This is a genomic window from Streptomyces inhibens, from assembly GCF_003389455.1.
GTDB classification, from domain to species: domain Bacteria; phylum Actinomycetota; class Actinomycetes; order Streptomycetales; family Streptomycetaceae; genus Streptomyces; species Streptomyces inhibens.
Genome location: NZ_QUAC01000413.1, coordinates 1 through 11333, shown reverse-complemented (window position 1 = coordinate 11333; position 11333 = coordinate 1). Strand labels below are relative to the sequence as shown.

The 11333-nt window shown below is 72.9% G+C and carries 10 protein-coding genes and 1 pseudogene; 2 read left to right on the top strand and 9 right to left on the bottom strand.

Annotation, left to right across the window (positions count from 1 at the left end; genetic code table 11):
- Positions 1–220 precede the first annotated feature (220 nt).
- Together hemG and hemQ are read left to right on the top strand one after the other, a co-directional pair.
- Positions 221–1675, top strand: coding sequence for a protoporphyrinogen oxidase (gene hemG, locus DY245_RS36415; RefSeq protein WP_128511374.1), 1455 nt, complete (start codon positions 221–223; stop codon positions 1673–1675).
- 11 nt (positions 1676–1686) lie between these two features.
- Positions 1687–2439 (top strand): hydrogen peroxide-dependent heme synthase, encoded by a 753-nt coding sequence (hemQ, locus tag DY245_RS36410; protein WP_128511373.1) that lies wholly within the window; start codon positions 1687–1689, stop codon positions 2437–2439.
- Between the two features lie 87 nt (positions 2440–2526).
- Here hemQ and DY245_RS36405 read toward each other — a convergent pair whose 3' ends face one another.
- The 9 genes and pseudogenes from DY245_RS36405 to DY245_RS44965 all read right to left on the bottom strand — a co-directional run.
- Complete coding sequence (locus tag DY245_RS36405) at positions 2527–4215, bottom strand: alpha/beta hydrolase (RefSeq protein ID WP_244943496.1); 1689 nt, start codon at positions 4213–4215, stop codon at positions 2527–2529.
- Positions 4216–4299: 84 nt separating this feature from the next.
- The gene (locus DY245_RS36400) at positions 4300–5109 is read right to left on the bottom strand and encodes a TIGR04222 domain-containing membrane protein (RefSeq protein ID WP_128511372.1); all 810 of its coding nucleotides are present in this window, start codon (positions 5107–5109) and stop codon (positions 4300–4302) included.
- A gap of 105 nt (positions 5110–5214) precedes the next feature.
- A complete protein-coding gene (locus DY245_RS36395) occupies positions 5215–6258 on the bottom strand; it encodes a TIGR04222 domain-containing membrane protein (protein WP_244943495.1) in 1044 nt (347 codons plus the stop codon).
- A gap of 5 nt (positions 6259–6263) precedes the next feature.
- Positions 6264–7617: pseudogene (locus DY245_RS48540) on the bottom strand (MbnB/TglH/ChrH family RiPP precursor modification enzyme).
- A 424-nt stretch (positions 7618–8041) separates the two neighbouring features.
- Positions 8042–8803: an SDR family NAD(P)-dependent oxidoreductase gene (locus DY245_RS36385; RefSeq protein ID WP_128511371.1), complete on the bottom strand. Its 762-nt coding sequence runs from the start codon at positions 8801–8803 to the stop codon at positions 8042–8044.
- Positions 8800–9393, bottom strand: coding sequence for a YbaK/EbsC family protein (locus DY245_RS36380; protein WP_128511370.1), 594 nt, complete (start codon positions 9391–9393; stop codon positions 8800–8802). The genes DY245_RS36385 and DY245_RS36380 overlap by 4 nt, the downstream gene beginning before the upstream one ends.
- Positions 9390–10199: a 2OG-Fe(II)-dependent halogenase WelO5 family protein gene (locus DY245_RS36375; protein ID WP_128511369.1), complete on the bottom strand. Its 810-nt coding sequence runs from the start codon at positions 10197–10199 to the stop codon at positions 9390–9392. The genes DY245_RS36380 and DY245_RS36375 overlap by 4 nt, the downstream gene beginning before the upstream one ends.
- Positions 10186–10956: a class II glutamine amidotransferase gene (locus DY245_RS36370; protein ID WP_128511368.1), complete on the bottom strand. Its 771-nt coding sequence runs from the start codon at positions 10954–10956 to the stop codon at positions 10186–10188. The genes DY245_RS36375 and DY245_RS36370 overlap by 14 nt, the downstream gene beginning before the upstream one ends.
- A gap of 6 nt (positions 10957–10962) precedes the next feature.
- Positions 10963–11333, bottom strand: a 371-nt coding sequence (locus DY245_RS44965) for a hypothetical protein (RefSeq protein WP_220377989.1), incomplete at its 5' end; no start/stop codon positions are given.

Sequence of the window (11333 nt, the reverse complement as noted above, 5' to 3'; positions counted from 1 at the left end):
AGCGACGCGGCGAGCAGCACCCCCGCCGCAGCGCCCCGGCGGCCCCCGGTGGCCCGCCCGGCCCGTCCCCCGCGCCCTCGTACCGCTCCCCGCATGGCTGCTCCCCCTCGAAGTGGCGTGCTGGTGTTGCCCCTTCGACGGTGACCGGCGGACCGGGGTTGCCCCTCGTGGATCGCGATCCGGTCACGGTCCCGGTGGTGCGCTCTGAGAGAGTGGAGGCATGAGCACAGCGCACACCAGTACGGGCCGCGGGCCGGGCCGTGTCGGTCACGTCGTCGTCATCGGCGGAGGCATCTCGGGACTGGCGGCCGCGCACCGGCTGCTCGAAGGCGGCGCCCGCGTCACCGTCCTGGAGGCGTCGGACCGGCTCGGCGGCAAGCTGCGCGCGGGCGATATCGCGGACGTACCGGTCGACCTCGGTGCCGAGTCGATGCTGGCCAGGCGCCCGGAGGCGGTGGACCTCGCCCGCGCGGTCGGGCTCGGCGACCGGTTGCAGCCACCCGCCACCGCCACCGCGTCCCTGTGGACCCGTGACGCGCTGCGTCCGATGCCCAAGGGCCATGTCATGGGCGTGCCCGGGGACCTCGGTCCGCTCGCCGCCTCCGGTGTGATCTCCCCCGAGGGCATGGCGCGGATCGCAGAGGACGAGACGCTGGCGCGGACCGAGGCCGGCGAGGACGTCGCGGTCGGCGCGTATGTCGCGGCCCGGCTCGGCCGTGAGGTCGTCGACCGGCTCGTCGAGCCGCTGCTCGGCGGCGTCTACGCGGGCGACGCCTACCGCATCTCGATGCGCGCCGCCGTCCCGCAGCTCTTCGAGGCCGCCCGCACCCAGCGCTCCCTGATCGAGGGCGTACGGGCCCTCCAGGCGCGCGCCGCCGCCACCGCAGCGCCCGACGGCCCGGTCTTCATGGGGATCGACGGCGGGATCGGGACGCTGCCGGCCGCCGTCGCCGACGCCGTACGCCGGGCCGGCGGCGAGATCCTGCTCGGATCCGTCGTGGACGACCTCCACTGGACCGACGGCGACGGCTGGCGGATCCGCCTCGGCGACCGGACGGTCACGGCCGACGCGGTCGTCCTGGCCGCGCCCGCGGGCGCCGCCGCGTACATCCTGCGCCACGACTGCCCCGCCGCGGCCGCCGAGCTCGCCGCCGTCGACTACGCCTCGATGGCGCTGGTCACCATGGCCTTCCGCCGCGCCGACCTGGACCGTGTGCCCGGCGGCAGCGGCTTCCTCGTACCGCCCGTCGACGGCCACCGGATCAAGGCCGCCACCTTCGCCGGCCAGAAGTGGGGCTGGATCGGCGCCGCCGACCCGGACCTCTTCGTGCTGCGCACCTCCATCGGCCGGTACGAGGACGACGCCGACCTCCGGCGCGACGACTCCGAGCTGGTCGATCTCTCGCTCGCCGACCTCGCAGCGGCGGTCGGCCTGAGTGCCCGGCCGGTCGCGAGCCGGGTCACCCGCTGGGAGGGCGGGCTGCCCCAGTACGCCGTCGGCCATCTGGAGCGGGTGGCCAGGATCCGCGGCGCGGTCGCCCGGATGCCGGGTGCGCTGCGGGTGTGCGGCGCGGTCTACGACGGCGTCGGCATTCCGGCCTGCATCGGCTCGGCGCGCCACGCCGCGGACGAGATCCTCGGCACCCTGACGCCGGGCGCCACCCCGGGCGAGTGAGAATGGACGACATGACAGACGCTTCCACCCCCGCTTCCGCGCCCCGGAGTCCCGCGGCGCCCGAGAAGGCTCCCCACGCCGGCAAGAAGGCCAAGGACCTCAACGAGGTCATCCGCTACACCCTCTGGTCGGTGTTCAAGCTGCGTGACGTCCTCCCGGAGGACCGCAGCGGCTATGCAGACGAGGTCGAGGAGCTGTTCGAGCAGCTCGCCGCCAAGGACGTGGTGGTCCGCGGCACCTACGACGTGTCCGGCCTGCGCGCCGACGCCGACCTGATGATCTGGTGGCACTCGGAGAGCTCGGACGCGCTCCAGGAGGCGTACAACCTCTTCCGCCGCACCCGTCTCGGCCGGGCGCTTACGCCGGTGTGGTCGAACATGGCGCTGCACCGCCCCGCCGAGTTCAACAAGTCGCACATCCCGGCCTTCCTGGCCGACGAGGTGGCCCGCGACTACGTCAGCGTCTACCCCTTCGTGCGCTCCTACGAGTGGTACCTCCTCCCTGACGAGGACCGCCGCCGGATGCTCGCCGACCACGGCAAGATGGCCCGCGGCTTCCCGGACGTGCGCGCCAACACCGTGCCCTCGTTCTCGCTCGGCGACTACGAGTGGGTGCTGGCGTTCGAGGCCGATGAGCTCTACCGCATCGTCGACCTGATGCGTCATCTGCGCGGCTCCGAGGCGCGGATGCACGTCCGCGAGGAGGTCCCGTTCTACACCGGCCGGCGCAAGCCGGTTGCCGAGCTGGTCGCCGGCCTGGCCTGATCCCGGGCCGGCACGCAGCGCGCGTGCACACAGCGATACGGGCCGCTCCCCTCGGGGGACGGCCCGTACCGCATCCGGCAGGTGCCGCTACTTCCCCGGCCGCGCGTGCTGCGCCCGGGTCACCTGCTGGCCCGGCACCGGCTCGGCGCGCCGCGGGCAGTACGCCTTGTGCGCCGGGATCTTCCCGCGCAGCAGATACGCCTCCGCGTACGCGTTCACACAGGCGTTGCTGCCGAAGGCGATGCCGTGGGTGCCCGCACCGTTCTCGGTGACCAGCGAGGAGCCGGGGAACCGCCGCTGCAGCTCCAACGCTCCCCGGTACGGCGTCGCCGCGTCCCGCTCGGCCGCCATCAGCAGCACCGGCGGCAGCGCGCCGGGCTCGGTGTGGACATCGAGCGGACCGCGCCGCCCGTGGAACGCAGCGTCCAGCGCGGTCTCGGCCGCATGCCCGGTGGCGTCCATCAGCTCCTGCCCCGCATCGCGGCCGGTCGCATGGCGGACCGCGGCGTCGAGACCGGCCTCGGCCGACTCCGACCGGTCGGGCCAGAAGGCGCACGGCAGATTCATCCAGGCGTTGTCCCAGGTCTCGAACGGCGCGATCCGCGCGACATCGGTGTTGTCGCGGTTCCAGGTCTTCCAGGAGCGCGGCCAGATCGCGTCATTGCACTCCACGGCGGTGTAGACGGCGTTGCCGTTCTCCGCGTCCTTGGCGCCGCCGGACCGGGGCAGGGCCTGCGCGATCAGCGGCTTGGGGTCGCCGTGCAGATACCCCGACAGCGCCTCGGCGCGCATCGGCCAGAACGCGTCGTTGTAGCCGGTCTTGAGGAAGGCCGACTGCAGCTGACCGGGGCCGATCTTGCTGCTCAGCGGATCGCGGCGCAGCTTGTGGGCGGCCTTGTTGTAGGCGTGCTGCACCGCCCTCCTGGACTTGCCGAGGTGGTAGTGGTCATCGTGCCGGGCGACCCAGCGCAGCCAGTCGCCCCAGCGCCGCTCGAAGGCGAGGCTCTGGTCGAGGTTGTTGTGGTACCAGATCTTCCGGGGCGAGGGATTGACGACGCTGTCGAAGATCATCCGCCGGACATGGCCGGGGAAGAGCGTCGCATAGACCGCACCGAAGTACGTCCCGTACGAGGCGCCCATGAACGTCAGCTTCTTGTCGCCGAGGGCGGCCCGCAGCATGTCCAGGTCGCGGGCGTTGTTGACGGAGTTGTAGAACGGCAGGTCGGCGCCGGCCCGGCGGGCACAGCCGCGGGCATACGCCCTCGCCTCCGCGACCTTCTTGCGCTTGAAGTCCGCATCGGGGTGCATCCGGCTGTCGGTGGGCGCCTTGACGAACTCCTCCGGGTCCTGGCACGACAGCGGCGCCGAGCGGCCGACCCCGCGCGGCGCATAGCCGACAAAGTCGTAGGCGCGGGCCAGTTTGCTCCACTTGGGGAGCGCGCCGTAGAGCGGGAACTCCATGCTGGACGCGCCGGGGCCGCCGGGGTTGAAGACCAGCGAGCCCTGCCGTTCGTCGTGCGCGGTGGCGCGGATCCGGCTCACGGTGAGGTCGATCTTCTTGCCGTCGGGGCGCGCGTAGTCGAGGGGAACGGTGAGCTTGCCGCACTCGACGGATGACGGCAGATGCTCCACCGGTGCGCACCGGCCGAAGTCGATGCGGTGCGCAACGGGCGCGGGCGGCGCGGAGGAGGCCCTCGTGGCGCCGCCTGCCGGAGCAGTGGCGAGGGCGGTCACGATCAGCGACCCGATGGTGCCGTACAACGCAAGTGCTCTCACTGGCCGTCCCTTCGTGTGTGCATACAAAAGGGATAGTTGAGGCGGTGGTTGTCGATGTAAAGCACCTGGCTCCGGTGTCGGACCCTATGCCCCGGAAGAGTGGAGCGCGGCGCGCAGGGAGGGGTCGGTGAGGGCGGTGGGGCCATGGAGAGCAAGGGTGGTGAGGGAGGCAGGGGCGGCGGGGGAGCCCGGAGTGCCGGGGGATTGCTGAGCATCGGGCAGGCGCCGCTCGCCCGCGTCGGTGGCCCAGTCGTGGTACGGATGGAGCTCGAAGCGGGCCACCGCCCAGGTGCCGAGGGTGAGGATCAGCGGGAGCGCGAACCAGGCCAGGACCAGCCTGTGGTCCTCGCCGGACGGCGCCATCCAGTAGCTCGCCGCGGCGGACAGCAGCACCAGGAGGGCGGCGCCCTGCACCAGGCGGACCGCGCCGCGGATGCCCGGACGGGCCGCGGCGGGCAGCGCGAGCCCGGCAGCCACCAGCCGGTCGGCCACCGCCCGCACCGCGTCGTCGGCGACGAGGGCGTCCCGTATCGCGGGTATCCGGCGCTGCCCTTCGGGCCCTATGGCGGTGAGGGCGGCGCGCTCGACGGCGTCCTGGGCGACGGGCTCGACGACGGTGGCCCAGCCGGTGTGGGCGAGCAGCAGCCGCCGCTTCTGGGCCATCAGCACCAGGACCACATCGGCGAGCCGGTGCGGGCCGCCGGAGAGGTAGGCCATCTCGTAGAGGGTCAGTCCGGGCCCGGGGTGGTCTTCGGCGGACGGGTCCAGGGTGGTGCGGGGCGCCGGCCGCGGGGCCGGTCCGGTGGTGCGGGCGGCGGCCACCGCGGCACGGCAGACCCGGGCGCAGGAGAGGACTGCCGCCACCCAGGCGACGAGGAGGAAGAGAAGCCACATGGCGGCAGGTTTACGGGACGGAGCATGACAACCGCCACATAATTTCTGATCATGTGGGCGAGCGCACACGGTAGGTGGGCGGACACGCTCCGGGGAGGCCCGGCGTCAGCTGCTGCCGCAGCCGGACCCGCCGCCGCAGCTCGATCCGCCGCCGCAGGACGAGCCGCCCCCGCAGCTCGAACCGCTCCCGCCGCACGACGCCCCGGCGCCGCACGAAGAACCACCGCTGCCGCAGCTGGACCCCGAGCCGCCGCCGGAGGAGCCGCACCAGAAGGCGCTGTCACCCGACGAGCCTCCCCCAAAGTCGTAACCGGACGACGAGCTGCCGGACGAGGCGGATCCGCCGGACGAAGCGGCGGCTGCCGCGACGTGTTGCGCCTCCGCGAACTGCTGCCGCAGCAGCTCGTCCGTGATCAGCGCCGTACCGCCGAGCGCCACCACGAGCCCGGCGGCCTGCCAGGCCCCGCCCACGTCCCCTGTGGGGTTGGCCGCCTTCGCGGTGCGGAGGGCGAAGGACCCCGCCTTGGTGATCCGGTGGGTGAACCCCTTCCGGCACAGCGAGCCCACGATCAGGCCCCCGATCAACGCGGGCACGATCGTGATGACCGGCGGCGCATCGGACGCGTCGTCCCAGCCGTTGCCGATGATGGAGATCAGCACCCCGACGAAGAAGAGCACCGCACACGCCGCCATCTGGGCGCTCGCCAACCGGCGCCATCCCCGGCCGAGCCGCGGATGGCGCAGCAGCCCGCGGGCCGCCAGCCGGTTGCCGATGTCCTGGACCGCCGGGCTGCGCATCGCCACGGGGCGCAGCGTGGCCATCGCCCCGCCGGGCGTCCGGGCGACCGCATCCAATACGGCCGCCTCGACCGCGTCGTGCGCGACGGCCTGACGTACCGTCACCACGCCCGGGCCGCCCACCGCCAGCCGGCCGTCTTCATGCATACCGGCGATCGCGGCGTCCACCACCCGCCCGGGGCCGCCGGTGAGGAACGCCATCTCCCACACCTCGTGGGTCACGGCGTCCGCCTTGCGGACGGACGGCGTCCGCAAGCGCATCAGGATCGCGCCGATGATGAGCACCAGCGACGAGGCGCCGATCCCCAGATACACCCATTGCGCGAAGGAGGACACGTGCTCGAAGAACATGGCGGTCACCTCTGGTGCAGGGCGCGCCGCACGGCGCGCGTGAGTCGGGCCACGGGCCGGGCGGACGGCGGCTTCGGCCCCGCGCGATCTTGCCACCAGCGGGTCAACTGCTCCCGGGCGGCCGGGTCCTCGGGACGGCCCTGGGCCAGCAGATGCGCCGCGAAGTCCAGCGCGTCCTGGCGGTAGCCGCCGCTCATGGGCCGGTGCCGCGCATAGCCGACGAACGCGGCCCGATAGCCCTCGCCGAGAATCTCGGGCAGCTCGGGCGCGACCTTGGCGACGACCGCGGAGCGCTTGGCGGTCAGCGCCCGGCTCTGTACGCGCAGTCGTGCGCGGTCGAAGCCTTCGGGGGCCGGCGTCCCGGCGACCAGCGCGGACAGCAGCGCGGTCTGCGCCAGCGCCAGCCGCTGCCGCGCCGCGTCGGTGCCCGTGACCGGGTGCGCGTGCGCGTCCGCGTCCGCGTGCGTGCCGGCGTTCGCTTCCGGGCGCGCGTCCGGCACGGTGTCCGCAACCGGCTCAAGCCACCTGGGCATGGCGGGCCTCCTTCAGCACGGTGCGGATCGCATCGAGTTCGCCGGCCAGCTCCCCGCCCTCGGGGAAGTCGTCATCGCGCTCCAGCAGCACGCCGGGCGGGGTGGTCCGGGCACACAGCTCGGCGAGCACGTCCAGCACCGGCCGGGTCACCGGATGGGCATGGCTGTCGTGCCACACCCCGTCCCGCTCCACACCGCCCGCGACATGGACGTACGCGAGGGCCTCGACCGGCAGCTCGTCGAGGGCGACGGCCGGGTCCTCGCCCCGGTTGATGTGGTTCGTATGGAGGTTGGCGACATCGATGAGCAGCCGCACCCCGGTCCGCTCGACGAGCTCCGACAGGAACTGCCCCTCGGTCAGCTCCTCGCCCGGCCAGTTGATGAGCGCGGCGATGTTCTCCAGGGCCAGTGGCACCGGCAGTGCGTCCTGGGCGATCCGTACGTTCTCGCAGAGCACCCGGAGCGCATCACGGGTACGCGGAACCGGCAGCAGATGCCCGGCCTCCATGACCGGCGAGGCGGTGAGCGGCCCGCCGGCCCGGACGAAGGCGATGTGCTCGGTGACCAGCGGCGCGCCCAGCGCCTCGGCACGCTCGGCGAGCGCGGTCAGCCGGCCGGTGTCCGGCCGGTCGGCGCCGCCGAGGCCGAGCGAGACCCCGTGCGGAATGACGGTCGTGCCGCGCTCGCGCAGCTCCTGCAGGGCGTACGGCAGATGGCCGGGGCAGATGTTCTCCGCCACGACCTCGACCCAGTCCACCCCGGGCAGCTCCGCGATCTCCGCGGCGATCTCCGGCCGCCAGCCGATTCCGGTACCAAGACGCTCCATGGTCCCCCCTCTCGCTCCGTGGTCGGGGTACTCATGGCCGCGCCGCGAGGGGCCGAACCCTGCACCGGCCGAGTTCAGAGGTTGATTTGAGCTTCGTTCAGCGCCCTGCGCAGCGCGGGGTGGCCGGCGGCGACGTGATCCCGCGGTGGACCCCGCGCCGGCCGGCACCGTCCCGCTGAGCGCGGCGAACACGTTCGGCTCGACCTCGGTGGCCCAGCTCTCGGGTTCCCCCGCCCTGGAGCCGCGCCCTCGTGTGCGCTGACCTGGTGCGCTCGTCGGCAGCACCGGCCGGTTGTACCTGTCGTCCACCGGCTGGTTGTACCTGTCGTCCACCGGCCGGTTGTACCTGTCGTCCACCGGCCGGTGGACCCCGTGGGCGGCGGGGCATCCCTGCCACCCACCGGGTCCGCGCGGCGCGGTGCCGCTACGTGCGGTGCACCTTGTGCTGGGCGGCCTGCGCCCGTGGGCGTACCACCAGCAGGTCGATGTTCACATGGCTCGGGCGGGTGACCGACCAGGCGATCGTGTCGGCGACGTCATCGGCCGTCAGCGGCATCGCCACGCCCGCGTACACCCGGTCGGCAGCCGTGCGGTCGCCGCGGAAGCGGTTCAGCGCGAACTCCTCGGTGCGCACCATGCCGGGGGCGATCTCGATCACCCGTACCGGTGCGCCGCACAGTTCGAGCCGCAGGGTCACGGCGAGCGCGTGCGCGGCGGACTTGGCCGCCGCGTACCCTCCGCCGCCTTCGTACGCCACATGCCCGGCGGTGGAGGACACGATCAGGACCGTGCCGTCGCCACTGGCGGTCAGCTTCGGCAGCAGCGCCCGTGTGACATGCAGGACGCCGAGGACGTTCACCTCGTACATCCGCCGCCACTCCGCCGGGTCCGCGTCCGCGACCGGCTCGCTCCCCAGCGCGCCACCCGCGTTGTTCACCAGGACGTCCACCCGGTCCAGCCGGCCGGCGAACTCCGCCACCGCTGTCTCGTCCGTGACGTCCAGCGTGTACGCGGTGCCGCCGATCTCGTCGGCGAGTTCCTTGATGCGGTCGGTGCGGTGGGCGGCGAGCACGACGTGGTATCCCTCGCCCGCCAGCCTGCGGGCGGTGGCCGCGCCGGTGACCACGGCGGTGCGGGGCCGTTCCGCCGTCGGCCGTCGTTCCGAAGCCGTCGCTGTCGTGGTCATGAGGCCGTCCCCGTTGCGGGCTCGGTCGTGGGCTCGGTCGCGGGCTCGGCGACGGGCGCCACCCGCGGCCGGGCCAGCCGCCGGTAGTCCTCCGTGTCCAGGGCCAGGGACAGATGCAGCTCGCCCGCGTTGAAGAAGATCTCCCGGTGCTCCAGCAGGCCGGGGTCGACGATCAGCTCCAGCTCGGGGTCGAAGGAGAACGGCACGATGGAGCCGCTGACGCAGCCGGACAGGCGTTCCGCGGTGGCCTGGTCGGCGAAGGACACATGTCGTGCGTCGTACAGCTCCTTGACCCGGCCGAGGTCCACCCGCCGGTCACCGGGGACGACGGCGAGGGCGTAACGCGAGGACTTCTTGGTGACCTTGACGCGCATGACGATGCACTTGGCCGCCTGGTTCAGGGCGTTCCCGCGCAGCGCGCTGACCACGTCCGTACGCCCCTCCGGGGCATGTTCGATCAGCCGGTGACGGGCCCGGCCGTCCTGCAGAAGGGCCAGCAGCCGGTCCAATGTCGTGCCGGGCGTGCTGCCCGCCTGCCGTGCCGCGTCCGCCTGCGCGGGGGCGTCGGGAGAGACCGTGTGTGCCGTCATCCCCACACCACCGCGGAATTGAGCGCGTCGGTGCCGAAGCCCATGAAGAAGCCCATGGTGAGCCTGTCGGATCCGGTGACCCGCTCGATGGAGTGGTACTGCATCGGGTTGATCAGGTAGACGTCGCCGGTCTGCGGCTTGAACTCGTGGCAGGGGTACCCGTCGACCACGGCCTCGTCGTACCCGAGACCGTCCTGGATCTTGTACGTCTCGTCCGCGGGCTCCCAGGGCTTGCGGTACATGCGCAGCTCGCCGCCCTCGTCGCACTCCTGCAGGCAGACCACGCAGCTCAGCTGGTACGCGAGGCCGGTGAGGGCGATGCCGGTGCCCTGGGCGTCCCGCATGATGTTGTCGTTGTGCAGCGGGTTGCGGACGCCGTCGGCGTGGATGCGGACGACGGACGCCGCGTAGTCGCGGCCGTCCGGCTCCTGCGCGACCGACACCGCGTCGAGGCCGAAGGCGTCCCTGAGCCGGGCGCGGACCTGGTCGGCGAGGTCGAAGTCGGCGGCGTCCAGCATGCCCTTGGCCTCGTCGGCGGACTGGAAGTAACCGTCCAGGTCCTGGAGGTACTTGGCCAGGTAGGGGCCGATGGTGGTGAGGGCGCCGTTGGCGTAGCTCGTCGTGGAGGCGTTGGCGAAGAGCTTGCCGATGCGGGTCCGGTTGTCGGTGAACGCCTCGGCGGGCAGCAGGTTGCGCAGCACGACCACGGCGGTCTCGCCGTGGGCCAGCCGGCGGAGCAGATCGGCGTCCGGGCGCTCGGCGGCGGCGTCGATGACAACGCGGGTCCAGGCGTCAGTCGTGGACATGGGTCGGTGCTCCTTCGAGGTCGTAACGGTTGCGGGGGGTGAGGCCCGTGGTCCACGGGATCTCCGTGACGGTGTCCGGCTTCAGCGGCTCCCAGTGCTCCGCGGGGGCGAGGTCGGGGACCACCTCCGAGGCGATCACCAGGGAGCGGTCGGTCTGCAGCCGGAACATGCCGAAGTACCGCGGCGAGACGGTGTCCGGTGAGGTCCAGTGGATGACGTAGGCGGAGTAGGGGTTCACCGCGATGGCGTTACCCGAACTCCCGCCTCTGGGAATGGTGTTGAGCCGGTCGAGGGTTTCCGCCTCGTCCAGTCGGCGGGCGCCGGCGGGCACGATGTAGTCGAAGTACTCGCGGGAGTCGAACTCCGATGACTCCATGCCGAGCAGGCGGTGGACCGTCGGCAGAAAGCCGTTGTGCATGAACAGCCAGGGGACGGCGCCGCCGGTGCGTTCCAGGGGGTGGGTGAAGCGCGGGCCGTGGTTCTTGGCCAGGGTGGCGTGGCGCGCGTGCACGGCCAGGAAGTCGGTCGTGAGATCCGGTACGGGCGACTCGCGGAAGCTCTCCGTGAGGGGGCGTACGTCCCGGTGGCGCCCCAGGCCGTACGGTGCGTCCGCCTGGCGCCATACCGCGCCCCAGCCGTTGGGGTGTACATCGGTGGGACCGTCGTGGTCGGCGGTACGGCCACAGCTCATCGCCTCGGCTGCGGCCAGGATATCCGCGGCACGGAAGTCCCCTGAGGCCACGATGAGTCGGCACATGAAAGGTCAGCCTCGCAATCGGTGGGCAACGAGTGAATGCAGCAGTGCGGGGACCCGGTCGCCGGGGCCGCCGCTGACGACGACCCGGCCGACCGCGCCGGTGTGCCGGGCGAGGTCGGAAGCGAGCACGGGCACGTCGTCCGCGGGCAGCGCGGCGGGGTCCGGCGGGGGCGCGGCGCGCTGGATCTCGACGGCCACGCCCGGTTCCTGGAGGGCCGCGGCGGCCGCCAGCTCCTGTTCCGACACGGCCGAGATCTGGCCGGCGATGCCCGTGCCACCCGCGCCGCGCGGGCCGTTCGGGGCATCAGGGACGGACTCCCCGCCGGTACGGCCGCCGTCCGGGAACGGCGGCCGTACCGGCGCCGCGTCGCCGAGGT

What these genes read in the sequence shown, in the direction of transcription:
- hemG (WP_128511374.1), top strand. Translation starts at nt 221, where the DNA reads ATGAGCACAGCGCACACCAGTACGGGCCGCGGGCCGGGCCGTGTCGGT.
- DY245_RS36395 (WP_244943495.1), bottom strand. Translation starts at nt 6,258, where the DNA reads ATGTTCTTCGAGCACGTGTCCTCCTTCGCGCAATGGGTGTATCTGGGG.
- DY245_RS36400 (WP_128511372.1), bottom strand. Translation starts at nt 5,109, where the DNA reads ATGTGGCTTCTCTTCCTCCTCGTCGCCTGGGTGGCGGCAGTCCTCTCC.
- hemQ (WP_128511373.1), top strand. Translation starts at nt 1,687, where the DNA reads ATGACAGACGCTTCCACCCCCGCTTCCGCGCCCCGGAGTCCCGCGGCG.
- DY245_RS36370 (WP_128511368.1), bottom strand. Translation starts at nt 10,956, where the DNA reads ATGTGCCGACTCATCGTGGCCTCAGGGGACTTCCGTGCCGCGGATATC.
- DY245_RS36375 (WP_128511369.1), bottom strand. Translation starts at nt 10,199, where the DNA reads ATGTCCACGACTGACGCCTGGACCCGCGTTGTCATCGACGCCGCCGCC.
- DY245_RS36380 (WP_128511370.1), bottom strand. Translation starts at nt 9,393, where the DNA reads ATGACGGCACACACGGTCTCTCCCGACGCCCCCGCGCAGGCGGACGCG.
- DY245_RS36385 (WP_128511371.1), bottom strand. Translation starts at nt 8,803, where the DNA reads ATGACCACGACAGCGACGGCTTCGGAACGACGGCCGACGGCGGAACGG.